This window comes from Nostoc sp. XA010 (assembly GCF_020829625.1).
Lineage (GTDB): Bacteria > Cyanobacteriota > Cyanobacteriia > Cyanobacteriales > Nostocaceae > Nostoc.
On record NZ_JAIVFX010000023.1, the window covers coordinates 53,600 to 79,653 of the forward strand.

Annotated in this window: 29 protein-coding genes and 1 CRISPR repeat array; of the genes, 8 read left to right on the forward strand and 21 right to left on the reverse strand. The window is 43.7% G+C overall.

The window, feature by feature from the left end:
* The first annotated feature begins 473 nt into the window (after nucleotides 1–473).
* The gene (locus LC608_RS25665; protein WP_229556269.1) at nucleotides 474–983 is read left to right on the forward strand and encodes a GNAT family N-acetyltransferase; all 510 of its coding nucleotides are present in this window, start codon (nucleotides 474–476) and stop codon (nucleotides 981–983) included.
* Between the two features lie 109 nt (nucleotides 984–1,092).
* On the opposite strand, the gene LC608_RS36975 is transcribed toward LC608_RS25665, so the two are convergent.
* Complete coding sequence (locus LC608_RS36975) at nucleotides 1,093–1,224, reverse strand: hypothetical protein (protein ID WP_267871203.1); 132 nt, start codon at nucleotides 1,222–1,224, stop codon at nucleotides 1,093–1,095.
* Nucleotides 1,225–1,433: 209 nt separating this feature from the next.
* Between LC608_RS36975 and LC608_RS25670 the strand changes: the two genes are divergently transcribed.
* A complete protein-coding gene (locus tag LC608_RS25670; RefSeq protein WP_229556270.1) occupies nucleotides 1,434–1,694 on the forward strand; it encodes a hypothetical protein in 261 nt (86 codons plus the stop codon).
* A 2-nt stretch (nucleotides 1,695–1,696) separates the two neighbouring features.
* Here LC608_RS25670 and LC608_RS25675 read toward each other — a convergent pair whose 3' ends face one another.
* Nucleotides 1,697–1,912 (reverse strand): hypothetical protein, encoded by a 216-nt coding sequence (locus tag LC608_RS25675; RefSeq protein WP_229556271.1) that lies wholly within the window; start codon nucleotides 1,910–1,912, stop codon nucleotides 1,697–1,699.
* 127 nt (nucleotides 1,913–2,039) lie between these two features.
* On the opposite strand from LC608_RS25675, the gene LC608_RS37660 reads away from it, so the two are divergent.
* Nucleotides 2,040–2,147, forward strand: a complete 108-nt coding sequence (locus tag LC608_RS37660) for a hypothetical protein (RefSeq protein WP_374108449.1) — start codon at nucleotides 2,040–2,042, stop codon at nucleotides 2,145–2,147.
* Between the two features lie 140 nt (nucleotides 2,148–2,287).
* Here the strand turns inward: LC608_RS37660 and LC608_RS25680 are convergent, their stop codons facing one another.
* The 3 genes from LC608_RS25680 to LC608_RS25690 all read right to left on the reverse strand — a co-directional run bounded on the left by LC608_RS25680 (nucleotide 2,288) and on the right by LC608_RS25690 (nucleotide 3,826).
* Nucleotides 2,288–2,677, reverse strand: coding sequence for a hypothetical protein (locus tag LC608_RS25680; protein WP_229556272.1), 390 nt, complete (start codon nucleotides 2,675–2,677; stop codon nucleotides 2,288–2,290).
* Between the two features lie 184 nt (nucleotides 2,678–2,861).
* On the reverse strand, nucleotides 2,862–3,506 hold the full coding sequence (locus LC608_RS25685; RefSeq protein ID WP_229556273.1) for a hypothetical protein: 645 nt from the start codon (nucleotides 3,504–3,506) through the stop codon (nucleotides 2,862–2,864).
* A 119-nt stretch (nucleotides 3,507–3,625) separates the two neighbouring features.
* Nucleotides 3,626–3,826, reverse strand: coding sequence for a hypothetical protein (locus LC608_RS25690; protein ID WP_229556274.1), 201 nt, complete (start codon nucleotides 3,824–3,826; stop codon nucleotides 3,626–3,628).
* 48 nt (nucleotides 3,827–3,874) lie between these two features.
* Here LC608_RS25690 and LC608_RS25695 point away from each other — a divergent pair, with 48 nt between their 5' ends.
* The gene (locus tag LC608_RS25695; protein ID WP_229556275.1) at nucleotides 3,875–4,312 is read left to right on the forward strand and encodes a hypothetical protein; all 438 of its coding nucleotides are present in this window, start codon (nucleotides 3,875–3,877) and stop codon (nucleotides 4,310–4,312) included.
* Between the two features lie 64 nt (nucleotides 4,313–4,376).
* On the opposite strand, the gene LC608_RS25700 is transcribed toward LC608_RS25695, so the two are convergent.
* Both LC608_RS25700 and LC608_RS25705 read right to left on the reverse strand, forming a co-directional pair.
* A complete protein-coding gene (locus tag LC608_RS25700) occupies nucleotides 4,377–4,847 on the reverse strand; it encodes a DUF1392 family protein (RefSeq protein ID WP_229556276.1) in 471 nt (156 codons plus the stop codon).
* Nucleotides 4,848–4,849: 2 nt separating this feature from the next.
* The gene (locus tag LC608_RS25705) at nucleotides 4,850–5,662 is read right to left on the reverse strand and encodes a DNA cytosine methyltransferase (RefSeq protein ID WP_229556277.1); all 813 of its coding nucleotides are present in this window, start codon (nucleotides 5,660–5,662) and stop codon (nucleotides 4,850–4,852) included.
* Nucleotides 5,663–6,400: 738 nt separating this feature from the next.
* On the opposite strand from LC608_RS25705, the gene LC608_RS25710 reads away from it, so the two are divergent.
* The gene (locus LC608_RS25710) at nucleotides 6,401–7,783 is read left to right on the forward strand and encodes a WD40 repeat domain-containing protein (RefSeq protein WP_229556278.1); all 1,383 of its coding nucleotides are present in this window, start codon (nucleotides 6,401–6,403) and stop codon (nucleotides 7,781–7,783) included.
* Complete coding sequence (locus LC608_RS25715) at nucleotides 7,773–7,979, forward strand: hypothetical protein (RefSeq protein ID WP_229556279.1); 207 nt, start codon at nucleotides 7,773–7,775, stop codon at nucleotides 7,977–7,979. Before LC608_RS25710 ends, LC608_RS25715 begins: the two co-directional genes overlap by 11 nt.
* Before the next feature lie 338 nt (nucleotides 7,980–8,317).
* On the opposite strand, the gene LC608_RS25720 is transcribed toward LC608_RS25715, so the two are convergent.
* The 13 genes from LC608_RS25720 to LC608_RS25780 form a co-directional block, all read right to left on the reverse strand.
* Nucleotides 8,318–9,781: a DNA cytosine methyltransferase gene (locus LC608_RS25720; RefSeq protein WP_229556280.1), complete on the reverse strand. Its 1,464-nt coding sequence runs from the start codon at nucleotides 9,779–9,781 to the stop codon at nucleotides 8,318–8,320.
* A complete protein-coding gene (locus LC608_RS25725; RefSeq protein WP_229556281.1) occupies nucleotides 9,778–10,170 on the reverse strand; it encodes an ASCH domain-containing protein in 393 nt (130 codons plus the stop codon). The genes LC608_RS25720 and LC608_RS25725 overlap by 4 nt, the downstream gene beginning before the upstream one ends.
* 206 nt (nucleotides 10,171–10,376) lie before the next feature.
* Nucleotides 10,377–11,783 (reverse strand): ATP-dependent RecD-like DNA helicase, encoded by a 1,407-nt coding sequence (locus LC608_RS25730; RefSeq protein WP_229556282.1) that lies wholly within the window; start codon nucleotides 11,781–11,783, stop codon nucleotides 10,377–10,379.
* A gap of 161 nt (nucleotides 11,784–11,944) precedes the next feature.
* The gene (locus LC608_RS25735) at nucleotides 11,945–12,238 is read right to left on the reverse strand and encodes a DnaB-like helicase C-terminal domain-containing protein (RefSeq protein ID WP_229556283.1); all 294 of its coding nucleotides are present in this window, start codon (nucleotides 12,236–12,238) and stop codon (nucleotides 11,945–11,947) included.
* 89 nt (nucleotides 12,239–12,327) lie between these two features.
* A complete protein-coding gene (locus LC608_RS25740) occupies nucleotides 12,328–15,549 on the reverse strand; it encodes a plasmid replication protein, CyRepA1 family (RefSeq protein WP_229556284.1) in 3,222 nt (1,073 codons plus the stop codon).
* A gap of 112 nt (nucleotides 15,550–15,661) precedes the next feature.
* Entirely contained in the window at nucleotides 15,662–16,261 is a 600-nt protein-coding gene (locus LC608_RS25745; RefSeq protein WP_229556285.1) for an alpha-ketoglutarate-dependent dioxygenase AlkB, read from the reverse strand.
* Nucleotides 16,258–16,938, reverse strand: a complete 681-nt coding sequence (locus LC608_RS25750; RefSeq protein WP_229556286.1) for a hypothetical protein — start codon at nucleotides 16,936–16,938, stop codon at nucleotides 16,258–16,260. Before LC608_RS25750 ends, LC608_RS25745 begins: the two co-directional genes overlap by 4 nt.
* Nucleotides 16,935–17,138: a hypothetical protein gene (locus tag LC608_RS25755; RefSeq protein WP_229485602.1), complete on the reverse strand. Its 204-nt coding sequence runs from the start codon at nucleotides 17,136–17,138 to the stop codon at nucleotides 16,935–16,937. Before LC608_RS25755 ends, LC608_RS25750 begins: the two co-directional genes overlap by 4 nt.
* An 8-nt stretch (nucleotides 17,139–17,146) precedes the next feature.
* Entirely contained in the window at nucleotides 17,147–17,596 is a 450-nt protein-coding gene (locus LC608_RS25760; protein WP_229556287.1) for a hypothetical protein, read from the reverse strand.
* 137 nt (nucleotides 17,597–17,733) lie between these two features.
* Nucleotides 17,734–18,624, reverse strand: a complete 891-nt coding sequence (locus tag LC608_RS25765) for a hypothetical protein (protein ID WP_229556288.1) — start codon at nucleotides 18,622–18,624, stop codon at nucleotides 17,734–17,736.
* Between the two features lie 43 nt (nucleotides 18,625–18,667).
* Complete coding sequence (locus LC608_RS25770; RefSeq protein ID WP_229556289.1) at nucleotides 18,668–19,126, reverse strand: DUF1392 domain-containing protein; 459 nt, start codon at nucleotides 19,124–19,126, stop codon at nucleotides 18,668–18,670.
* 2 nt (nucleotides 19,127–19,128) lie between these two features.
* Nucleotides 19,129–19,563, reverse strand: a complete 435-nt coding sequence (locus tag LC608_RS25775) for a hypothetical protein (RefSeq protein ID WP_229556290.1) — start codon at nucleotides 19,561–19,563, stop codon at nucleotides 19,129–19,131.
* Nucleotides 19,564–19,721: 158 nt separating this feature from the next.
* Nucleotides 19,722–20,657: a hypothetical protein gene (locus LC608_RS25780; RefSeq protein ID WP_229556291.1), complete on the reverse strand. Its 936-nt coding sequence runs from the start codon at nucleotides 20,655–20,657 to the stop codon at nucleotides 19,722–19,724.
* Nucleotides 20,658–20,820: 163 nt separating this feature from the next.
* Here LC608_RS25780 and LC608_RS25785 point away from each other — a divergent pair, with 163 nt between their 5' ends.
* Both LC608_RS25785 and LC608_RS25790 read left to right on the forward strand, forming a co-directional pair.
* Nucleotides 20,821–21,165, forward strand: coding sequence for a helix-turn-helix transcriptional regulator (locus LC608_RS25785; protein ID WP_229556292.1), 345 nt, complete (start codon nucleotides 20,821–20,823; stop codon nucleotides 21,163–21,165).
* 191 nt (nucleotides 21,166–21,356) lie between these two features.
* Entirely contained in the window at nucleotides 21,357–22,343 is a 987-nt protein-coding gene (locus LC608_RS25790) for a hypothetical protein (RefSeq protein WP_229556293.1), read from the forward strand.
* Nucleotides 22,344–22,606: 263 nt separating this feature from the next.
* A CRISPR array of direct repeats spans nucleotides 22,607–25,389; the repeat unit is 37 nt; unit sequence GTTTCCACTAACTAAATCCCCTCACGGGGACTGAAAC.
* A 79-nt stretch (nucleotides 25,390–25,468) separates the two neighbouring features.
* Here LC608_RS25790 and LC608_RS25795 read toward each other — a convergent pair.
* Complete coding sequence (locus LC608_RS25795) at nucleotides 25,469–26,047, reverse strand: HD domain-containing protein (RefSeq protein WP_229556294.1); 579 nt, start codon at nucleotides 26,045–26,047, stop codon at nucleotides 25,469–25,471.
* Nucleotides 26,048–26,054: the final 7 nt, after the last annotated feature.

Genomic DNA, 26,054 nt, shown 5'->3' on the forward strand with positions numbered 1-26,054 from the left:
AATTGAATTTAGTAAATCTTATCTTCATACAATTGCATCTAATATTTATTCACTCTTTACACAAAGGTGAAATTGACTAACTACTCTGGATATAGACTTTCATTCAAGTACTATATTTAACTCTATAACTTAATGAAACCTTAAGCAAGCTAGAAAATTTGTTAGGAGCATTAAGGTTTAATAATTTTGGTTCTTCAGTATCTGTTATGCCAAATTATTAGTTAGATAACTGGTTCAGGAATATTTTGGCTCTTAGGAATCTCAATGGGTTCAGTCGAATAAATTTATATATTCTATTGAGATGAATAACTCATTGCCTGGCTAAAATTATAGCTTCTGGGCAAGGGGATGAGCTTTTATCGCCTTTAGAGATAGAAATCGTTAAAGATGCTTGCAAAAAGTGGTCAGAACAGAATCAGCGCAATTTAATCAGCATAATAAATAGTTAGACATCAATAACTTGGTGTTCGACAATGAGAGTTCTTGAAACAGAGCGTTTACTCCTTCGTCGGCTGACAGTTGAAGATAGCGAGTTCATTCTTGAGATATTGAATGACCCTTTGTGGTTGCGCTTTATTGGTGATAAAGGTGTGAGAACTCTTGATGATGCTCGTGAATATATTTTGAAGAATCCGGTTGCTATGTACGAGCGTCTCGGCTTCGGGCTGTATTTGGTTGAGCTAAAGGGGAAGAGCGTCTCAATTGGAATTTGTGGTTTGATAAAAAGAGACTCCTTGGAGGATGTGGATGTTGGGTTTGCCTTTCTTCCTCAGTTCCGGGGAAAAGGATACGCCTATGAATCTGCTTCTGCTGTCATGAGGTATGGGAGAAGAACCTTCGGCTTAACTCGTATTGTCGCTATCACTACACCGGACAATTATGGTTCAGCAAAGCTGCTCAAAAAACTAGGACTAAGCTTTGAGCGAATGATTAAACTATCTGATGATAGTAAAAGTGTTAGTTTGTTCATTTCTGATGTCTAACAATTGCAGTGTAGCGGATTGAAGAAAGCCGCTCGTGCTGAGTTCGAGTTTTTAGCAACCTTTGACCGCAGCCGTTATGCCGCGAATCTCAGTTACCATTGTAAGCATTTCACAAGCTCATCAATGATTGCAATTGTGTGTCTGAATTATCTCCCAATTCTTGTTGTAATTGGGCTAGTTGATTTTCTAACGCTTCAGCAGTCTGAATGAGATTCGACTCTTGAGCTATTTTTAGCTTCATGGCAAGGCCATCTGTCAGTCAAAAAGCTAAATGACTAAAATTCTTCACTTTATATTTGATGATTTGGGACTATGAGTCATACTAAAGAAAGGCTCATGATTTTAGCAATCGCTAACTATATTTCCAAGCAGCTATTTGGCTAAGGAGATAGTTGAAACTGGGTTGACATTCATTCTCTTATGAAAACTTATTAGTAGGAAGGTAAAGTCATGAACCAGTCTCATGAGGAAGACAAAAATAAATTCCTTTACCCTCGTGGCCGCTACTACGGACAAGTTAAACCAGAAAACTTAGTGTTTAACGCTAACTTGCAAGAATTTGCTCAAAAAGTTGGCATGATCACCAGTTTAGAAAGCAATGGTAAGCTTGACCCAGAAGATGCTTATCAGCAAATTAAGGAACTTTGGAAACAGTTAAAGCATAGTAAGAAGGAACTGGGAATTGGTGAGGAGCCATCGGCAACAGCCTGAAGTTATTCTAACTTCGGGGTAATCACCTCAAACTCATTGCGCCTGAGTGACACTAGAGTATTTTCCTCATCTGAATCTACTTGAATAAGCCAGCGTATGCTTGATTGACCATCTGAGTCTGGCTCTCGACCACAAACAACCCCAACTTTTCCAGTTACATAGAAAGGACGTAGAATCAAAACTGTGTCTCCTACTTCAGGAGGGTCTGGGGTCTGCAATAGCGCTCCTAAAGGTGTTAGCTCTGAAAAATGGACTTATACAAGTGAAAGCTCTGTTGTATAACCTTATCTTAATCAAGGCTTAATTCCTAGCTAATCTTCCTGTTGATGCAAGTGATGGAATGCTTTGAGGCTAGAGCAGCACTTCACAAGGGGATGCACGTTAACGTTAAAAATCAAATTCTCTGACTATCATCAGAGAACCCGCAGTAAGACAATGCCTTATCGCAGTTAGGTTGTTAGGAATTGCATTGCCCAATCTGGATAACGCCAAACAAACCCAAGTAATTCAATTGCCACTATTCCAAAATGCAGGCATTACATTTTAGCGTAGGCTAGCAAGAACCGCAGGCATAGTGCTGTTTAAATACTGACTCACCCACGACAAAAATCATCAACTCTCAACTCGCGCCACACATCAGATGGTTGCCACCCGGAGTTACCAACAGAGCGTAGGGGGCGATAGTGTTCAGAAATGTATTCGGATTCGGAAACGTAGTCTTCAATGTACACAGGTGGATTTGGTTCAATTACTGGTTCAGGAATATTTTGGCTCTCAAGCATCTCAATGGGTTTAATCGGTGGTGGGGTTACTTCTGCTTTCTTGCGAACTGGGTTAGGGTTTTTTTTAATGAGTCGTTTCATATCTATAGGAATCATTCGGCTCTCCACAAAGAACGGATATCCCAGAATACAAGAACTTATCAACGAATCAGAGACATTTTGCCGGAAGTTTGTCTCTTCCGGGATGATTGTTGTAGGCAAGATTTACAGTACTTACACAGAGGTATAAATAGTTATCAAAGTATAAGCTGAATTTGGAAAAGATGATTATAGTAAATTTATATACTCTATTGATGTGAATAACTCGGTAGAGTATTTTTGTGAAAGTGCGCCTAACGTAAGCGATCGCCCAATTTAAATTCTGATTTTTTGTTTCTACCCCGATTTACTGAGCGGATACAATTAATTCTTCATCCAGAACTTCGTTCCACTCCTCATCCCAGGTTTGTTCGTTGTAGACCTTGGTGGCTTGAGCAATTTTCAGGCGATGAGCAACCGAAACACAATGTCTAGGTTGCCAAGCGATGTTCGGGTATTTACCTTGCAGATATCTCACAGCATCTTGACAATCATTAATTACTGGAATGTCTAAGTTTAGATACCTTCGCAACCCAATGCCTAAACGAATTGCTTCAATCTCATGGTTGTGAAAATAGTATTCTTCATCTTCAGGAGTGGAAATTAGTAGAACTCTGGCCCAAGAATGAATATTATAGACAGCTTTAGCTATAACTACATTGATATGTTGAGGCTTGTAATTATCCAAAAATTTATCTACAGCAGCTTCATCTTCTAAATCGATATCTACACCCTGTGCGAATAGTAAATTAGAGATATCATCAAACCCTTCAATGAAAGATTCGTGCCAATCTTGAATAGTTTGGGTGCTAAAAAATTTAGCAGCATCATCAAATGATATTTTTTCCCAGCCTGCATCTGTAGTTATTTGCTGGCCAGTTTTAGGGATAAACAGATTCTCGTGCGCCAACCACGGTGGGACATTCTTTTGCTTTTTCTTGTGTTTACCCATTTAAGAAGAAATGCAAATATATAAGAAATAGATGAAAAACCCCAACGTTCTCGTGAGGCTGGGGATACATTAGAAAACTCTTCCCCTATCATGACACAACTCAATACTGTCTCAACCACCTACAGTCTGGAGGTGGTAGCATGAACCAACCAACCAACCTCCAAGCGCAAAAGACTCACCCCCACAACTCCCGATAAACCAAAGTCAGCCCTCAAACCAGCACAAGAGCCGGAAAATCCAAGCGCAGTCACGGTTGATGTAGAAGCGGTGGAAGTTCCAGAGATGACCGAGGAAGAACAGAGCGATAAGCCTGGCGGCATGGCTACGCTTACCGCCTAAATCTGGAGCGAAAAGTGGAGAGCGCGTTTGTGGAAGCGGGGAAGGCACTAACCCAGTTACGTGATCGCAAATTATACCGTTCAACGCACAAAACATTTGAGGAATATTGCCGCGTTCGCCCTTGGCGTTGGCGCAGCCATCGCTTTGGATTCACACGCATGGCGGCGGCGCTGAAAATTGCATCTGTAAAGGTGATGGAAAATTTGTCAACCAATGGTTTACAAAAAAGTGATGGTTCAAAGTCGAAAAAAATGTCAACCAATGGTTTACAAATTCTGCCAACGAATGAGCGACAGATACGCCCATTAACAAAGCTAGAACCCCAACAACAACGAGAGGTGTGGATTCAAGCGGTAGAAGAAGCTGGAGGAAAAACCCCGTCTGCCTGGACTGATGCTTTCCACCACTTCAAAAGTTCGGGAGTTGGGGCGAATAGTGGCAGATGTTTGCCTTTCCAGCCAAGGTGAGGGTACAAGGAAATTGAAACAGCCTCGCCTCGGATTTCACCACGATAATATGAGGTCTACACTGTCATAACCACACCCGCTCCAAATCGTAATCAGTCACCCGCGCGATGGAATCTCTAGAGGTAAAAAGCTTGTTACCTTTTTCCGATATAGCAGGAGACATCCATTCGATGCTGTAGAACCAGCAATCGTTAATTAGTTGAATACCTTGGACAATCCGAATCGGTGGCCCATCGCCATGAAACCGAAACTCGACTAATTCACCGAGTCCAAACACAGGTTTTTCTTTGGTAACTAATTGTAAGTTGCCTGTACCAATGATTTCACGTCCTAAAACAGTTAGATTATCCTTGCCGGAGACAATCTCATAATTCCAGCCTTTAACCGACCACTCTACACCGCAACAGTAACCGAAAGATTTGGTGGTAGTGACGTAGACTTTCTCCAACAGGGAAACTTCTAAGGGGGGAATCTCTTGACCCCAAGGTGGTGAAAGATACCAGCAAGTTTCTAGAGTCTGGACAAGGTTAATCATGCTTATGCCTCCTGACTGGACAATAGACTCCACAAGTAATCAATTCGTTTCCATGCCACAGCAGCTTGCCGGGGAGAGCAACTCAAGCCATAAGCACGACGGGCATCATAATTACCCTTGATTCCCTTGGCTACTCCAACGGGAATCCCAAAAGCCACCTCACGAATGCCGGGTTGATAGCTTCGGTCTTCATGAGAGAGCCGTACTTGCGTAATCTGATTTCTAATTTGGTCTGCCCAGGGGGTTGGCTGTTGACGGTAGAATAAGCCATCGGCGTAGGCAATGATAAAGACTCTTTCTCTTTCATGCGGCAAGCCCAGGCAGTACGCGGGTATAGTCTCCCATTCACATACGTACCTGATTTGGGAAAGGTCTTCGAGGACTGTTGCCATTCCTCTAGAGAGCAGCCCTGTTGGGTTTTCGATGAGAGCGATTGCTGGTCTACACTGGTGGATGATCCTAAATTGTTCTCCCCAGAGTAAGGATCTGAAGTCGCCAAGTCCAAGTCTATTGCCTAAGTTACTTGTGCCGGCGCAAGGGAAACCCAACATAAACTGTAGGCAAAATTTCCAGTAGTTATGCTGAGGTATAAATAAGTTACTAAAGTATAAAGTGAATGCTGGTAAAAGAAAAGATGATTGTAGTAAATTTATATACTCTATTGATGTGAATAACTCAGTAGAGTATTTTTGTGAAAGTGCGTCTAACCTAAGCGATCGCCTGACTCGGCCAAAAGTTACAACCGCGCCTCCACAGCCTGCGATTATTCCCTTGGGGTGATGGGGCAGCCCTTGACCAGAGATGCAGACAACCATTGGTTGTCAGGCATTCAGCCGAAGGTATTGTATTAGGTTGTTCTCGTTGCGATTATGTAATGCTACTTTCAAAATTTTCTGCCAACTGTCCGGAAAGTTCAAAACTCTAGCTGTATACCATTACATACCGAATCTACTATATGTAAAGCCAGGGACGATAGCCTGATAGTCCCTTATGTAAATTCCACTACTTAAAACTGCGCTGGTTCTACAAAGCGCAGTTTTTTATTGTACAGGTAGCTCCCCTAGCGGTCTGCCAACCCAAAAATGCGCTTATAGAAAAAGGCACAGGGGTAGAGAAAAGCTTTGTACAACTGTTTCCATGCACAAGCGCACCTGAAGCTTACCACCACGGCAAAGTTGGTATGGCGCACCACTAGAGTTTGCAGCCACTGGTAACAATCGAATTATACGCGCAGTGCGTTATTGACTTCCTGCAATCGGAATATTGCGCTACAGTCCGTAAAAGTGAATACTCAAATTGTATAAGGCATAAGCCCTCTGTTTCTGCCAGTCCAGCTATGCCCAATCCAACTGGTGTCAAAACAAGAATATATTACTTTTTTTATGACTATAGATTTACTAGAGTTTTTCCAGCGAACAGACCCCAGCCGGACTTTACAGGTCAATCAAGGCTTATATAAGAAGTACTACATTGATTTCTCTTCAGTCAGGGGTGGCGATATTATTGGTACAATTGGTTCCCTTTCCCCTTTCCCGTCTTTTCATTGAAATTGTATGAGTACACAGTATCAGCCAGAAAATGAACACACTCCTGACGAGCGTTCGCGAACTGTGCCGCTCTTATCGCTACAACAGCTAGCATTGTTTATTTTAGCCGGAATTGCCGCTTTAATTGCAAAGGGTGAATATCATCAAAGTCAAGAAGTACAGGCAGGTACAAGAATAGAACGAATTGGAGTTACAGCTGTGCAGAACTTTCAATTTCTTGAAATTGAAGCATTATTAGCCACGCAAGCTGGACAAGAATTACAAGAAATAGTTAAAGATGGTCGTCCATTAGAAGAATATCCAGCAGCAAGTCTAGAGGTAGCTCTACAAACAATTCTTGACAACATTCATGAGCAGAATCAACTAAAAGGCCATACTAATTATGTTACAAGCGCGAGTTTTAGTCCAGATGGAAAACGCATTGTCACTGCATCTTGGGACAAGACAGCGCGGGTGTGGGACATAACAGGAAAAGAAATTGCCTCGCTCAAAGGGCATACCCAAGGTGTTTGGAGCGCGAGTTTTAGTCCAGATGGAAAACGCATTGTCACTGCATCTGCTGACAATACAGCACGGGTGTGGGAGATAACAGGAAAAGAAATTGCCTCACTTAAAGGGCATACCCAAAATGTTTGGAGCGCGAGTTTTAGTCCAGATGGAAAACGCATTGTCACCGCATCTTGGGACAATACAGCGAGGGTGTGGGAGATAACAGGAAAAGAAATTGCCTCACTTAAAGGGCATACTAATTATGTTATTAGTGCCGATTTTAGTCCAGATGGAAAACGCATTGTCACCGCATCTGTTGACAATACAGCGAGGGTGTGGGAGATAACAGGAAAAGAAATTGCTTTACTTAAAGGGCATACCGATGTTCTTACAAGCGCGAGTTTTAGTTGGGATGGAAAACGCATTGTCACTGCATCTGCTGACAATACAGCGCGGGTGTGGGAGATAACAGGAAAAGAAATTGCTTTACTTAAAGGGCATACCAATGCTGTTAGGAGCGCAAGTTTTAGTTTGGATGGAAAACGCATTGTCACTGCAAGTTTAGACAATACAGCGAGGGTGTGGGAGATAACAGGAAAAGGAATTGCCTTGCTTAAAGGGCATACCGATGCTATTATTAGAGCAAGTTTTAGTCGGGATGGAAAACGCATTGTCACCGCATCTGTTGACAATACAGCGAGGGTGTGGGAGATAACAGGAAAAGAAATTGCCTTGCTTAAAGGGCATACCGATGTTGTTACAAGCGCGAGTTTTAGTTGGGATGGAAAACGCATTGTCACTGCATCTGCTGACAATACAGCTAGAGTATGGCAAATTGACGATTTAGATGTTTCGTTATCTCGCGGTTGCCGATGTCTGAACGACTACTTTGCCAAATGATTGCGGCATCCAAGACAGCAGTGGGTTAGCCAGAGCGTTGACAGGTGACTTCAAAGGAGCAATTGCAGACTTTGAGGCATACATTGCTCAAGCTGATGGAGATAGTAAGGCACAAAGGCAGCGCTGGGTGAAAGAGTTACGCGCTGGTAAGAATCCGCTTATAGATACAGAACTTAAGAAATTGCGTCGTGAATAAATGATTTTTAATACCGCAAAGTAGAGCTTGATGTATCTGACTTGGCAACAAAGTTGTAATATTCTTTACTTTGTGTTTTGTGAGGAGTCTGGGTATTGGTTAAACCGTTACCCAAATTTTAACTTGGTAGGCAGTAGCTAGCCTGCCCTTTCACCGCGCACCAAGCAAGAGCGACGCAGAGGTATCGCCCACCACATTTTCTATCCTATGCGGTTATTTGTGATCAAGAGAAAGCGCAATTTCCAGTTCGCAGTTAAAAACAATTGCGAATTGCGAATTGGTTTTTCCCAGGGTGGTGAGATGTACTAGCAAGTTCCTAAAGAGTTGCTCTCGGTTAGTCATACGATTACCCCAGATAATTGTTTTTGTATATGAGTGAATAACTGTGTAGCGAAAAAAGGAGGCACAGAGTAGCCGATGATTGACCCCGCCGTAGCAGTTTCTTTTGGCAACTCATACCAAGACGGAAATCCTTGTAAAATTGCAGCCCCTTCAATAGACAAGGATTTGACCGTACCATCCGGCAACCAGATATCAGCGAACTTACTACGGTTGCAACCTTTGTGATCGGTGAAATGCGATCGCAGAATGGTATTAGCGGGCTGCGACCCTGGCTTGTACTTGGGTAACTTGCGCCCCCCAACCCGTTCAATCAACAGTGGTGCTGGCGCATTCCTAGCTAAAAATTTCTCCAAAGCTTGCCGTTGTTTGGGGAGTAGTTGGGAATCAGGCATCGTGGGGATGAGATGCGCGATCGCCCCATACCAACCACAAGGTGTAGCTCCCGAAGGTAGGGCAAGATGAAGGCCCTTGCTTGCAATCAGGACTAACCGCCGACGCGCCTGGGGTAGCCCAAAGTCAGCCATGTTGACCACGCTGTAATCGACCAAGTATCCCTCTGATTCCAGAACTTGCAGAATGATACTGAAACTCTGACTGTTCTGATAACGCGGCACATTCTCCAGCGTAAACACCCGTGGCTGCAACTGTCGGATGGCTTCTGCAACTGCGATCGCAGCCGTCAGATCATCGGCAGTTTCGCCGCCCTTACCCGCTTTGGCTGTGTGAGCTTGGCTGAAGTTGGCGCATACTGGGGAGGCATGGAGGTAATCGGGGCGGTGGGGAAAACCTAGAAATCCTGACTGTGCTACTTCTTGAACTGTTAACTGGATTATTTTACAGCCATACTCACTAAAGTTGTGGTGATGGGTTTTGGCGATCGCCCTGCTCAAGTCTGGCTTACTTGGGTCATGTTCCACTGCAATGACTGGGCGAATACCAGCCTGTACCATTCCAGCTTCTATCCCGCCGCCGCCAGCGAAAAGTACTACGGCGATCGGGGCATCATCTGGCAGAACTGGTTTTAATTTTGTGTTATCAAAATTTTTGCAGACATCTGATTTTGGTGATGGCTTTTTGGATTTCGCTTTTTTGATAAAGGCGATAATATCTTCCCTAATTGCCCCCTGTTGTTGCATTAGACGAATCATGTGGACAGCACCAGGGGGAATTGAGCCTATACTTTTGCTTTTCCATGCCCCGTTTATCTTCTCTTTCCAATTGAATGCCCATCGCCAATGAAAGGGATTATTCGGGTCACGTTCACCAATCACACGGGGATAATAAACAGTCTCTCCATCAAGTAGCTTTTTAGTGTCGAGGTACTGATAAAGACAACCGACTGATTCCCCCTGTGAGGCTTTGACCCCTTTCTCTAAGAATTTTTCGGGTGTTGCAGATAACTCAACTATTACTAATTTTGGCTTTGGAAATAGCGTATGGCTTGGGACTGGTTTAGTCATGCAGCCACCTCCATGACCAATTCATCAGGTACTTCAAAAATCCCCAGTTGGCCGATGTAAGGAATTGGTGTAACTTCTCGTGGATTCTCCAACTGCCAATGGTATTGCTCAGGCATCCCCCAGCCAGACGCAACTTGTGAAAACTTGCAATCTACTATTGTGACAATCCCAATAACTTGGCCGCGACGCAGAGAGATTAATTCTGGGATAGACACACCCATGCTTTGACAAAATTCTTTCGCTAACTGGTACTCTTTTTTGGTACAGGTTTTTGCGGCGTGAATCAGAATGTCGCTGCGATAATGAATGGACCAGCCTCGGTTTTCTATGTCCTCAAGAGCATAAATTATTGCCCATGCCCAAGGCTGACGGACGGATAGCGCTTTCATGTAGATGCTCCAAAAATAAATCTAATTATTTAAATTGGAATTCTGATATTTTCGTAGTAATGTAATAGTTAATGTGATTACTATTAGCTTGAAAATGAAAGGGAAGTGCTTTTTAGAAATAAAGGCATTTTCATTCTCATGTTCCTAATGAGGTGTTTAGACATGAGAATGTATGCTAATTCAGGATTTAGGTAAAATCTTTAATCTTACCATTTACTATAGCAGTAAAGTTGTTGCGAAGCCCGACTATAAGCAACATACAATAACTTATTACGCATCACATTATCTCGGCAGCTAAAAATATTTGATGTATCAACAAAGCAATTAGTAAATGTTCCCCCTTGAGATTGATGTACAGTGATTGCATAACCATATTGTAATCGATTCATCAAGCTGCCTTTCACTAATAAATTGTAAGTTTCTAAAAACTCGTAATATTCTCGCCAAGCATAGCTTCTTTGATTTGCAGTTAGCTGAAATATTTCTTTCTTAGCATTATTTACTGCATATTTAATTAAATCCCAAGAATCAGGGTGAATTATTGATAGGGATGCTTCTTTACCCAGATCATTCTTGATTTCAATCCGATAAGTTTTAAACGGACTATGCACTAAATGATGCCGACTACCAGAGTATTCTTTAAAATCTCTTACTTCGCATTCAGCACAAGAATGCATAAAAATTTCTTTTTGCTCCCCAGAGTCGGCATTTAAGAAAATAGGTTCTTTAGCAAAGAGAATTTCTCCAATCTCTATTGGTTCAGCACCCGGATAAAGTGCATCTCGAATTTGCTGATTTAGATTGTTAACTTGATTATTAGTCCATGCCAAAATCTTGGCTGAGGAGCGAGAAAATTTATAAGCATCGATAGCTGCTGCTATCCAAGTATCAAGTTGCATTTTCTCAATATTACCCTCACTCTGTAATCGTGGTGGGAATTGAGAATTTAAATTTTGGCGGAGTGCAGTTACATAAGTAGCGATTGCCCCTTCATATCTCATGACTTGCGTTAATTCCATTCCCAAAGGCAACTGAAAGATCGGCGAAGAATCAACATTATCTTCAATCGGTGGCAATTGTGCTGGATCTCCCATAAAAATAGTAGGAATCCGCGAGGGAATTAATTTAAAAAGTTCTTGCCCTAACATGGAAGCTTCATCAACTATTACTAAGTCAAATTCGTGATAATAAGGCTCTCTAGAGTAAGTATTTGGTTTAAGTTGTTGCTTTCCATTTTCATCATATTCTCCTCCAGGCATAACATGAAGTAAGCTGTGGAGAGTTGAGATATGTACAGTAAGACCTGCCTGTTGAGCCATTGCATCCAATACATGTCTTGCTTTATGCGTTGGAGCGCACAAAGCAACTCTTAAACCAGCATTTTTATTTTTATCTAAGTCTCGTGTTTTGAAGCAATTCTGAAACGATTGAATTACTCGCTGTACTAAAAACGTTTTTCCTGTACCTGCATAACCGCGCAATACAAATGGCATATCAGGGTTAGAACTATACCAGTCATGGATTAAATCAAACGCCTGCATCTGGTCTAGAGATAATCCTTCCCGATGCTTGCTATTGCTCCAGCCAAAGTTAATAATTGTTACTGATTTCAATGTACTTATCTCCGAAAATGAATTCTTTCATGTAACAGATTTTACTCAAAAAGACGGTACTTTGTTGAATCTTGCAGTTAATTAGTTCAAGATTTTTTATTGTTCAGTTATATGTTCAATACTGAGATTTAGCTAAATTTTTAAACTGTCCAAATCTTTCATCAAACAATCTTATTAACAGTCGTTTCACTACTAAACCGGCTTTTCAAAACTGAAACTTCAAAAATGCCTTTTTGGGTAGTCTGCTTGTCGTAGTAATCTTCCCGGTACAAACCCAACATCACAGTAGCCTCCTGTTCAAATCCTCCCGATTCCCGAAAATCTACTTTGGTTGGACGCTTTTCGGAACGTGAATCAACTTCTCTTTTTAACTGCGCCAAACCCAAGACAGCGCAATTGAATTGTTTAGCGATCGCCCTAAATTGTTTCAAAATGGAGTCGATTCTCTTGTACACGATTTTCCCCACGTTCACGGCGCATTGGTTCAATCAACTGCATCATAGTCCACAATTACCAAGTCGAAGCTGAAGCAATTTCTCCTGGCCTACACCGCCATCAACCAATCGCACACCACAGACTTGCACCCGTGGGCAAAGTTAACCCAAACCTGCCACTGCCCCAGATATGCATTCCAGTAAGGCTCACCATCAGCAATTCCAACAGCCGAGCCTACCTTGGAGATTAACTCACTGTAGGAAGAGCTAATACTGTCCAAACCCTGCTGCAATTTGAGTTTCAGCCCCTTCCAACCGTGGGTAGCAGGACTTTCGACCTGATTTAATGTTTGGGGAATGTCATGTGATATTGTACCAGTCACTTGTGTTGTGAACTCTATATTATTAATGACTGACACCAACTCATTTTGAAATGCTTCATCTCGATTTAACCACTGCCCAAAAATCGAATCGCGCTGATCATCAGGAGCAACAAACCGATAAACGCACTCCCGATCGTCTCGTGAACCAAGCCGACCGACGTAATCGAGTTTTAAATCAATCTTCGCCAGTAATTTCTGTGCGATCGCTACTGGGGTCAGTTTTTCCGAGATACTGGCATTCAAGTAATTCTTGATAACGTGCCGATGCTTTACAGCCAGGGCTTTAAACTCCAGCATCTTCTCATCACTGCCACGTAACTGAACGTCTGGTGTAAGAAACTGCAACATCTGAAGATTTTCGAGTAACAACACAGCAGGTAATAACTGCCCCTTGTTAAAATCTGGTTTCCAAACTGAATTTTCCCCAGTCTCTAATTGCGCCTTAGCCCGTTTTGCATCACGGTTGGTCAGAAATTCCCGTCCCAGCGTCAAATAGTAGTGCATTCTCAGTTGAGGATACCAGGCGTCGTCATCTTTCTCGACTAAATCAGGGGTTACATCAATTTCGTAACGACGGGATAATTCCGCCTTGCGCTGCTGATGTCGTTCGGTTTTCGTTTTCGCTCTTTTATCTTGCAGTTTTTTCAGTTCAGTTTGGGAAAGTTCATCAGCTTGCGCGATCGCTTTACACTCAGCAGTATACAATTGCTCACTTGCCGCCTTAACCGACTCGATTACAGCCCCACTGTCATCATCATCAGCATCGTCGGCATCAATAACGGTGTACCCATCTTCGGCCAAACCCGCAAGTACAGATTCTCGATAGCGCCGCATCTCAACGTTAATCACAGAACCACGCTTACCCCAAGTTTGCAATGACTCCGGTTGAAAATTCTGATCAACAAAGCTGTAATCGTCATTGTCCGCCGCCGACAACAGCGCAATGTTCGCTTGTGTTGCGACGTGTTGACTTCTCAGCAATCCTCCGATGGATGTAGAACCATTGCCTACAACCGACATCCCCCACTCTCGCACCCAAATGTGACGGTCAACAGTTTCCCTAACCCTTGCCAACATCTGCCGCACAGAATTAACCGGCTGCACTCCCTGAAAAATCCCCCAAACACCATCAAAATGTCCTCGAATGTCGATGCTGACCCCAGTTTCTAAACTTGGAGATGCGATAACCAAATCATACTGGGTAAGAATTTCGTTCAGGTGAGCGATACAACCAAAAGCCGCATGAGAGGGGTCAGCAACGGATTCGCTATCAATTCGCAGAATTCGCAATTCTGGGTATTTCCGGCGAAAACGTTCTTCCAAAGCTTGGGTTCCCCATTTGGATTTTGCCTTTTGAGCAGAGCAGCATAATAAATGATGCCCCCCAATGGAGATCGCTTTGTCGAGTACAGCGATGAGATTCTTCGGGTTACTGCCAGAGTAGTTGTAACAATTGCCAGATACGTGCCGATAATTGTTGACGATGACGAACGGGTTAACTCGATATTCTCCAGCAAGCGACAAAACATACTTCACATCAGTATCTGAGACATCGGCACTAGACAGGTAAATCTTTCCCTGACTACTGCCTAAAACATTCTGCACTAACTGCTTGAGGTTCTTGAGAACAGATACACGGCGTTTTTGCACTTCCGTACCAGAGTTGAGAAGATGCCAGAATACTTGGTCGCACTCGTCAATAATAATCACATCGTTTGACCAATCGTTAGGGTTGAATCGCGCCTGACTTTCTTGATGCAGCGAATCAACACACACCCCATATCCCAATAATGTGCCTGTTTCATTCGTGCGGACTTCGGTAACATAGTTAACACCAAATCGATTACACAATGCCTCACCTAGCTGGATGCGATGAGTGATAATTAATACCCGTCTCTCTTGGTCATGTGCTTTCGCCACCTCCGTTGCCAGCCATTCGGTTTTACCAGTGCCTTTGGGAGCCTTGAGGATAATCAGCTTTTCACTTTCGGGGACGAGAAGCTGGTCCAAGAATCTTTGGTTGAGAGCTATTGACGGCGGGTAAGTCAGCAGAGTGAACAGTTTGATCTCCCATAATTCCAGTGCAACGGCTGTGTTGTAGAGTGCGTCAAAAGCTTCCCGTCCTTTGGCAACGATAAAATCATCAACCCCTTTCTCTGCCCCTAGCGGTAAATCAATGACTCGCAGCGAACAGTCCTCATTTACCAGCAGCCGACCCATGCGACTGATAGCGGTTCTGACTCGTTGAACTGTCTCAGGTTTGTTGTCCTGATCAAAGCAGATGTTAACCTGTCTCCCCTCTGTTGCGAAATGTTTCAAGTCGGGTATGAGGGATGGTTTACCGATGGCGTTACCGTACTCATCTTGGGGTGTACGGTATCCAGCATTGACACCGGGGATAGCGATCGCTGCATAACCAGCAGTTAGTAACGCCCCCGCTTTCTTGACACCTTCAACAATTGTGACTGGTACATTATGCTTCCATACCCAGTGCCAAAAACCCCCAGGATGCTGTAGGTCTTTTTCGGTGATAGGGATGCCGCTACGATTGGAGATTTTCACCCAGATGCGATTCGGTACTAAGAGGAAGAAAGCGCGTGTCTCTTCTCTGAATGGGTGTTCGTACTTGATGAATTTGTGGATCTTTTGGCGATCTCTTCGGGGGTGGTCAGGTTTGAAACAGCCCCACATCATCAGGACGTAGTTGTTGAGTGGGTCAACGCCATTGCACCACCAGCCACCTAGTTCAATGTGCTGGTATTTCTTCAAATCGCGATCGCGTAATCGTCCATCATTGCGACGGGAGATTTTGGGACTGTAGAGGAGATATTCGTAGGGTGTTGTTCGGTAGAGCGATTTCACATTCAAATGAAAAATTTCTTCGTCAACGCAACTGTTGAGCCATTCCTGTAAATGTTTAGCTTGAGAATCAGATTCGATTATACGCATATTCCCTCTGTTTTTTGACGCATGGAAATGAAGCGGCATGGGTTGCCGCCGATTCAACTTGAAGTGGAGAGCTTATGCTGGCTATGAAGTAGTCACCAAGCCAGCTATAGCGTTATCTGCTTTTGCCTACGTGCGGTCGAAATGTCAGATTAATCCGAGTGCTGACCACTTTGTTTGTTTTCGGAACCTGATGCAGATGTGTGGACTGACAACCGGGGTGCATCACGAGTAAACTGCCGTGTTCCAGCCAGAAATCCGTTGGTCTGCCGCCAATGGGTTTGATCTGGAATTTGCGACATGACCCCAAGCTGACTGATGCAATCGCAGGGTTAAATCCCATCGATGGCTCGTTATCAGAGTGCCAGCCGATACTGTCTTGTCCGCTTCTGTATTGGTTGCCGATGACAATGCGGAAGCTGTAACCAGTAGCAGCAGTAATCCTATCTCGCAGTTGAGCTAGCGCTGAAGTCCAAGGCAGTGGTTTAAGTAGTACGCTCTTGGAGTAAAGGTAATCACAGCCCTCATCGCCATAAATGCACTCTAAGCGCGGAACAGGCATAATTTTACCCAGCATTCTTATTTGATTCTGTTGCCATTGCAATTGTTGACAATGTTGGTAGAGTGCGTCAGCTTCTTGTTTGGTAAGAAACTCTGGATAATAGTTGACTGGTAAAACTATGGTAGGTTCATCAAAAAGCGACATCTGTTTCATAATTCTCCTTTGGCGGTTGCCCGAACGATTTCAATAGCCTGTTCTTGTGAAATAGCCTGTTCTGGATTTTTGTAAAACCCAATAATTTCTGATTTGGGACGAATAATAATTTGCTGCCCTGTTGTGCGTTTGTCCCACACAAAGCACGAGATGGTAACGTTATCGGTAGCCCAACGACTACCCCGTTTATCCTTGCGAAAACAGAAGCGCGGCAGAATCAGTACAAGTGACGGCGGGTATTGTTGTAAGAAATCCGCACGGTCATCACAAGGTTCGAGAAAGCTGGTCAGGAGGAACGCGGCAACACCCAAACGCGCTTTGTGGTACGCATTCTTGATAATTGGTGCAGCAAACTCCGAATATGGTGGATTAGTGCAAATCCAATCGCAATCGGGAAACTTAGCCCATGACTTGGATAGCGTTGCATCCAGATGGTAATCAGCCGCCTTATGTAGATCAATATCGTTCGTCCACATTTGCTTGGTGTAGGGCCACACCGATAGTAATGATGCGATTGCTCCATGCCCCACACACGGCTCACCAATGACACCAGATAAGGGAACATGGCGCAGTAGTTCAGTTGTAAACCACGATGGAGACTCGTAAAAGTTCAGTGGATGCCGGGTGACAGCTTCAAGAATAGCTGTCTGGGGTTTTAGTAATGGTGTGGCAGTCATGCTGCCTCCTGCGGTTGTTGAACAATCGTTGCGCTGATGGATTCAAAATCAACCTGAAATATGTTTAAATCAGGAGTTATTTCACCACTGTTATAAAGTCCAACAATGTGCTGTCTGATTGCATCTTCTGTGAGTCCATCAGGAATGTGAATGTGGGCTTCACTAATGATTTTTTCTACTACTTGAACTACGACTTTCATAAATACTCCTAAAACTCAATTCGGTTCAAAGTTTGTAATTGTGCAGCAAGTGTGCTGATAAAATCCTGTAGTTCTTCTGTTGCTTCTTGAGGGCTGATTGCTTTTTCAGAAACGTAAAGCTTTGTATTCTCTAAATAAACTTCTACACGAGTCATATTTGTCTGTGGCGAAGTCGATAGTGTTAAAGTAAATTTCTCATATTTGCAAAAGTAGTATTGACATTCTTCACTCAGAGATTGCCCTCGCTGCCATTTGATAATTTCTGTATCGTCATCGTTAGCAAGTTCAAACTCAACTTCTTCGATTGCATTGATTGCCATAGCCACACACGCTCTTTCTGCTGGATGTGTAGCTGATTGCATTCGATATGATTCGGGAACTACATAGCCTTGAATTGCATAGAACTTACGGGCTAACTTTTCAATCAGTGCGTCTTTCTGGAAGTATCCGAGTTGCATATCTTTTCCCCTCAAGGTAGAATTTGCCTTTGTTGTAAAAGTCTTAATTCTTGATTACTGGGCGATCGCTCTGCTTGACCAATGCCCAATGCCCAATGACCAATGACTAATGACCAATGACCGATGCCCAATGTCCATCAAGCCGTTACTAAAGATTTTCTAGCGAAAGCACCTGCCTGCTTTAGTGCTGCACCAGGACTGGGATGAGCAAAGAACTCTTCTATAGCTTTGGTCAACCCAACCGCAACAGCCGGATCGTGACAAGCGTAAACATAAATGGGCTGTTGAACTCCATTGACCAGCCGTGTCTCTTGGCGGTCGCCCAATTGTGGGTAAAATGTTCTCACCCATGTGCCCAAGTGTCCCCGATAGTGAGCGCCGCTCAGGGGGACTTTTTTACCCAGGTCGCTCTCAGCAAAGTTGACCACGCCAAGCCAGCGTTCTTCTGTGGCGGTTAGCAATTTTCTGTTATGTTCAGCCAAAAGGTTCCCGGCATAGTCTTTAAATTGCTGTTCGGTGTACGGGTTGAGTCTGCCACCAGTTAACTCAGCTAAAGTTTTCATTGCCAGAACAAGAGTATGCAATCGTTGTTCAACTGGGGGGAGAGCTGGTGTGGAGGGTTGTTCTTGTGGTTGAGTAGCGGGTTTTGTCCAGCCCATAATGTCTTGCATCCAGGCGCGAACACCGATACTTTCAAATGCTTCACAGGCTAATCTTGCTTGTTCACTGCATCTTTTCCCCGCTTCGTAACCGTAATAGTGAAGTATGGCGGCAACAGCTATATCAGGGATACCGGACTGCGACCACCCTAAAATCTCTACGGCTTCAAACCCTTTACGGATAACCTTTTCAACCAGTTTAGACCGAGAATTGTCTACAGCAGTTTTGAGACTTCTGACTAATCCAGTAGCATCGATATTGGCAAGTCTTGCTGTAGCTCGAATACTAGCTTTACCGTGTCCCAAAGCATCAACAGTGATTTCTTGCTTTATCTGTTCGATAATTTGAACTACTTCGATTTGTGACATAACTTTAGTTGGGTGATAGTTTTTCGTTGTTGATTAGAGAGAATTAGACATTTACGCGCACCAAACTTTTTTCACCAACCAGTGAGAAACGATTAGATATAGTTGGTGTCTTAATTAACGTTGGCGACATCAATTCAACAAGGTAAAACCAAGAATTATGCACCAGCGCAATTCCCAGAATCAGCCGTTGCTTTGTTCCCTTGTCGTGAGAACAGAGGATCACTCTTTCGCCCAGAACGAAGGCAGGTTTTTGCACCTTGATAGCTTCTAATTCTCCCGTCCCGATAATTTGGTTTTGTGTGGCGTGGAGTATTTCATTGCGGCAGTCAATTGAATAAATCCAACATTCGTGTTTCCATTGCATACCGCAGCAATAGCCGAATGTTCTGGTGGTTCTCAGATACACTCTTTCTAGTAAATTCACCTCAACAGGTGGAATTGTTCCACGCCAAGGTGGAGAAAGATACCAACTTGTTTGAAGTGCATTAATGTGATCAATCATGCTCATCTCCCTAATAAGTAATTAATCGCTTCAACATCAAGAGCAGCAATACGCTTTTTAATGGATTGTGGTGGATTCTCAAAAAACTGTTTTAGATGCAATCTCCGAATTTGGTAATGTCTAGCAGAACGTTTTGTAGCTTTAAGCCATCCTCTTTTTACCCATCTTGTAACAGTTGAGAAGTTTAACTGAAGAACTTGAGCAATCTCTTTACAAGAATAGTTATCAAGAGTGGGACGGGCTGAATAACCTAAGCTATTTAACTTCAGATAAATTGCAATCGGTGTGCGTTGATATCCTCGCCTTTTTAGGATTAAAGCTATTTGGTTGATTGTATAGACTTCAGCTTTCGCTTCAATAATCGCTAGTTCTTCATCAGTCCATTTTGCATACATTTGATTACCTCCTTCTCTTGTATCAGGCGTAAGATTCCCCATCTACTTCCCCCTGATTTATATATAAATAAATCTGTTTGGTTAGAGCTTTTATTAGGCATCAGCACATAGTGCCAACCAAAACAATTACCAATTCGCAGTTCGCAGTTAAAGATAATTGCGAATTGCGAATGGGCGAAAAAGCGAGTTGCGAATTGGAATTACGCTGTTACAGGCTCCCGTAACCGTTGCCAGCTTTGGACGGTTAACTGTTCAAAGGGCAGGTCTTGCAATTGCTCACAGTTAGCCACTTCCGCAGAGAGCAACTGCTGTAATTCCTCAGTAGTCAGTTGTTCCAAGGGTCGGGATTGCAAGTACTTGTGAACTGGTTCAGCCAGCGATGTATCCACCATCGATAATGAGCGCACTGCATCATAGACCGAGTTAGAATACTGCTGCTGACCTGAATAACGCCTCTTCACCCACCAGTTACCATCAGTGCATCCGACTTGCCCCAGTTTCACGCCGTTGTTGTTGTAAATGCCATCATTGAGAATTTCAAACCCATAATTCTGGCACTCGTTGAAGATATGCGCCATGATTTGGTTTTCAGTAGAAGAGGAAGGCATGAGGGCAGAGGCGCAGAGGGGCAGAGGAGAAAGTTGTTGTAGGTTTTTCCCCTCTGCACCCCTGCTCCCTTGCACCTCTGCTTTTACAGGTAATGAGCCGTCTTTGTAGTGAGTGCAGATAAAGCGATCGCAACGCATTAGACTGTTGGCACGAAATACTTCTTTGTCGTTGACCATGACTACCCAACGTTGGGTTAAATGGTTGTCGTCATGGCTGATGCTGGCTACCAGTTGATTACCAGCGTAATATTCGTAATCAGAAAACGAGATTTCGACTATTTTGAGGGGTTCGGGGGCAACAAGTTGGGCTTGGTGTGCGATGTAGTTGTCGAGTTCAGCTTGGGCAGTGGCTTGTTCGTTAGCGACTTTCTGGACTTGGGCGGATTGGTGGGTGATGATTGCGTTTACCCAGGTTTGGGCTGCTCTTTTGTCCCCGGTGGGTGTTACGCCACGTTCGGCAGCGATTCTTTTGAGGCGTGGGAGATTATAGCGGGAAAGGGCTTGCTGAGTGTATTTCGGATATGTCATGATATAGATTCCTGTAAAGGTTCAAAAGGCGATCGCTTCCAAAGTTTCCTAGGCTGTGGGCATCGCCTTTTGTTATGTCTCTATATTCGCATTTTTAGGTAATAGTGCCAATATGCGTATTCGCATTTTTAGGGTATAGTGTCTATTATGAGAATATGGAGGTATGGCAGTGCAAAATCGAATCAAAAAATTTATCGAAGAGAAAGGCATCAGCCGATATAAGTTCTGGCAAGACACTAAGCTTGGCAGAGATACTGCTTATCGCCTATGCAATGACCCCAACTACATACCTACAGGCAGTGTATTAGATAAAATCTGCACTACTTATAGAGTTCAGCCGGGAGAATTTCTCCTTTGGCTTCCTGACGACGAACCATCCTTTGAAGGGATGGCCGACAGCCCAATATTTGAAACTGAGGAAGTGCGGGACATTAATAAACACTCTCGCAACCAATCAACAGATCAGGTTGGTAGAGTAGTGTTGCCATTTGAAAGGAAGTCAGCATGAGCGTGTTATCTCAAAAGCCTTTACAGCTTTTGATGATTAATTCTGTCATTATCAATTTTTGTGTTTATCCCCATGTATTCTTCACGAAGTGATGTCTGGTATGGGCACAGCCTTGGGGAACTACCTATCACGCTTAGAATCATCTGCCATTGGTTCAAAGCAAATACCATTGAGCCAAAAGAAGTGGAATAATGCCTAAACCACCTTCTAAGCGCAAAAAAGACACCTCTGCGGCATCTAGTGACAGCACACTAACCGATGACCAAGACCTTGAAGAAAACCCAGCCTTAGCAACAATTGACGTTACTGCTGTTGAAATTCCTGAATTAACCGAGCAGGAGCAGAGCGATCGCCTACACTTGGAAAGAAAAGTGGAGAGAGCGGTTTTTGAAGCTGGCAAGGCGTTAATGGAGTTGCGAGATCGCCGTCTTTATCGTTCCACCCACAGCACTTTCGAGGAGTATTGCAAGGACAGGTTTGGATTTCAGCGTCGTCATCCTTATAGATTGATCGAAGCTTCGGCTGTATTTGATAACCTGATAAAAATGTGTCCCAATGGGACACAAACTGAAACTGAATCGAGCGATGCCAAAATGTGTCCCAATGGGACACAAACAGAAAATGATGAAATGTGTCCCAACCGATCACAAATTTTGCCTACGAGTGAACGCCAAGTTAGACCGATAACAAAACTGGAACCTCAACAGCAATGGGAAGTATGGCAGACGGCAGTGGAAGAAGCCGGAGGTAAAGTACCATCTGCTAGAGTTGTAGGGGATGTAGTACAGCGGATCATGGAACGTACTAAAGCGCCAAATCCTTACCGTGTTGGGGAAGTCTGCCTCCTTATTGCCAAGGATAATCCTGATTTACGAGGAAAAGGTGGAAATTGGTGCATTGTTAACCATGTAGGCGAGGTCAGTTGTACAGTCACTATGTGGGATGGGGAGTACACCGTGAGAATTGACCACTTGAAGCCACTCAACTACCTGGATTCAGAATGTCAGCAGATGCAGCACATTAGCGATCGCATTTCACGGCTGCGGGAGAGCAAGAACTTGGAAGAAGCGGCTCGTGCTGTGCTGAAGCACTTGGGGGAACTGAAGCGGCCGTATTTGACGGAGGTGGAGGAGAAGCTGTTGGGTTTGATTGAGCGAGAATATGGGCTTAGAGATTAAATCTCCACAAACTCGTAGACAATAATAGATACACATCTTATGATTATGGAATCAGTTTGATATTTGGCAAGTCGAAGCGGGGTCAAAAACGCTGGGGATCTGCCAAAATCGCCAGAACCTTGACAAGTAAATAGTTTCACAGTTTCAGTGCTAAGGGAAGTTAAGAATTAGTCGCAATAAGAGCGGCTGAAATCGACCTATTTTTGAGGTTCGCCAAAATGCTTCCCAGGAAGCCTGCTCTGTAACAGTTTCAGCACGGAGCGGTTTCCACTAACTAAATCCCCTCACGGGGACTGAAACCTTGAAATACCGAGGGCAGCAGCTAAACCTGCTAACGTTTCCACTAACTAAATCCCCTCACGGGGACTGAAACATTTTTTAGTGCCTGTTTCACAAAGAGCGCTTACAAGTTTCCACTAACTAAATCCCCTCACGGGGACTGAAACATTTCAATAATATTGTGGATGTTAAAGGGCATCCAATGTTTCCACTAACTAAATCCCCTCACGGGGACTGAAACTTAGATCACCCAGGCTTACACCAAAGCAAACTTTGGGTTTCCACTAACTAAATCCCCTCACGGGGACTGAAACAAATACTGGGAACAATTCCACAAATAACTCAAAAACTGTTTCCACTAACTAAATCCCCTCACGGGGACTGAAACTAAAAAATCTCTAGTAATAAACTTCGGTGCTTTTCATAAAGGTTTCCACTAACTAAATCCCCTCACGGGGACTGAAACTTGTAGCGGTTTATCAACATTATCTAATGGATATATTGCAGGTTTCCACTAACTAAATCCCCTCACGGGGACTGAAACCAAAATCGGTTGGTGCTTACCTTTCTAAATATGTTGGGGTTTCCACTAACTAAATCCCCTCACGGGGACTGAAACTTGGGAGTACATAGTTACTACTCAATTTTTAGTTCAAGGTTTCCACTAACTAAATCCCCTCACGGGGACTGAAACTTGAGACTTGGAAAGTATTGGTTAGTGCATGTAATTGTTTCCACTAACTAAATCCCCTCACGGGGACTGAAACTTCCAGAGTTATCTGCAACCAGAAGAATTAGCCAAGTTTCCACTAACTAAATCCCCTCACGGGGACTGAAACATATCAAGCACTTTGATGGTGGGGACGAATCCGAGGGTCAGGTTTCCACTAACTAAATCCCCTCACGGGGACTGAAACTTTCTTGAGGCGTTTTTGGGGTTGGGGCAGCTTGTGTTTCCACTAACTAAATCCCCTCACGGGGACTGAAACATATCAGAAGAAGAATTATTAATGAAAGCTGCATATGTTTCCACTAACTAAATCCCCTCACGGGGACTGAAACAAACCCGGAAGTAATAGCCCATATCCTACAAACAAACTACGGTTTCCACTAACTAAATCCCCTCACGGGGACTGAAACATAACATAGTTATTGATATTTAAATTGTTGAAGCCCGGTTTCCACTAACTAAATCCCCTCACGGGGACTGAAACCTTTGCAATTCCCCCAGAAGGATTACCTTCTAGGGGAATGCTTTGTTTCCACTAACTAAATCCCCTCACGGGAACTGAAACCTTGATATTACGCAAAGGGGGAAAGAAGCCAGCCGTGTTTCCACTAACTAAATCCCCTCACGGGGACTGAAACGCCAAGACCACCGCCAGAACCAAAAGGTTGAGCAGCATGTTTCCACTAACTAAATCCCCTCACGGGGACTGAAACCGATTTACGGGCAAGGTCAGACAGGGGATACCAATGGGGTTTCCACTAACTAAATCCCCTCACGGGGACTGAAACACCAACTTAGAGGAAGAGTTTAAAAAAGAGCTAAAAGTTTCCACTAACTAAATCCCCTCACGGGGACTGAAACATTATTTTTAATATTAAAATGAACTGTGTAGATGAAGTTTCCACTAACTAAATCCCCTCACGGGGACTGAAACTTCTAAGGATTCGTTTAGCTCTTGGCGCACTTCCGGCGGTTTCCACTAACTAAATCCCCTCACGGGGACTGAAACATATTTATTGATGCTGAGAGAACTGAGTTTGAGGCTGAGGGTTTCCACTAACTAAATCCCCTCACGGGGACTGAAACGCTGAGTGTGCTGCTTTTGCTTCTGATTTAGGTATGTTTCCACTAACTAAATCCCCTCACGGGGACTGAAACTCTAGAATGAGCGCATCTCAACAAAAGACCGGAGTCGGGTTTCCACTAACTAAATCCCCTCACGGGGACTGAAACCTTCTAAACAATTTATTAAAATACATGGTAACTCAGGTTTCCACTAACTAAATCCCCTCACGGGGACTGAAACCTTGATTGTATGCAATAACTGTTAATTCCATGCCGCCGAGTTTCCACTAACTAAATCCCCTCACGGGGACTGAAACTCTAGAAGCCAGACCAAAGGTGGCTGTCACTTGTGTTTCCACTAACTAAATCCCCTCACGGGGACTGAAACATCAAAATGCATCTAGTTTTACCATTCCTACGACGTTTCCACTAACTAAATCCCCTCACGGGGACTGAAACAAAACTGTCAATATTGGTGCAGGGTGGTACGGGCTAAGTTTCCACTAACTAAATCCCCTCACGGGGACTGAAACTCTTTTGGTTTTCATGCGATCGCCCCTGTGGTAAAGTTTCCACTAACTAAATCCCCTCACGGGGACTGAAACCATAATTTTTATTTTGTATGAATGCAGACTACAGCTGTTTCCACTAACTAAATCCCCTCACGGGGACTGAAACTTCAGAAAATACTAAATATTGATAGGGTTTTGAATCTTCGGAGTTTCCACTAACTAAATCCCCTCACGGGGACTGAAACCATTCTTCAAGACATCATACTGGGTCAATATTTGGTTTCCACTAACTAAATCCCCTCACGGGGACTGAAACATTAAGCTTTTCCTCTCGTAATTCTGAATCTAACTGTTTCCACTAACTAAATCCCCTCACGGGGACTGAAACATCGTGGTTGCTTCGTTGCTGGATGAACCTTGTTTGTTTCCACTAACCAAATCCCCTCACAGGGACTAAAACAACTAGGGAATATAGCAGAAAGTGATCGGGCTAGGTTTCCAAAGCCTATCACCCCGTAGGGGGATTAAAAATCTAAAGATTAAGCAGGGTTTTCCTGGCACAATTGATTAACAACTCTTTCGATTTCTTGTGCCATCCAATCAGATCCGGTCTGTTGGTAAACCTGAACTAATGATTGGTAAAACCACAAAGTTTTTTCTCGACCAGCACTAAAATTAGTCCAGACGACATCTCCACATTGTTGCCAATCAGCTAAAAGCGATCTGGAATTATGCAGTTTGTCAGCCAGAGAAACCAAGCGTACAGAAGGTGAAGCAGAACGGAGATTATTGAGGTAACGCTGCTTACGTTCTTGCCAGGGAGGTTTAGGAGGTGTGTCCCACTCAGTACAGCCATCGATAATAGCTAAAACTGTTTCACCAAAGAGTCGATGGATATCTTCACGAATGGGTTTGCCGCCTTGGTCTTCGACTGCATCATGCAAAAGAGCAGCGATTGCTTCTTCTTCCGTACCTCCAGCTTCTAGTACAAGTGCCGCCACACTCAGTAAATGAGCTATGTAAGGAACGCCACTAATCTTGCGTGTTTGATTAGCATGAAGACGAGTTGCGTAGACTAAAGCGGATTCAAATCGTTCAGTCAGTTCTGATGGGTTCATAGTGATT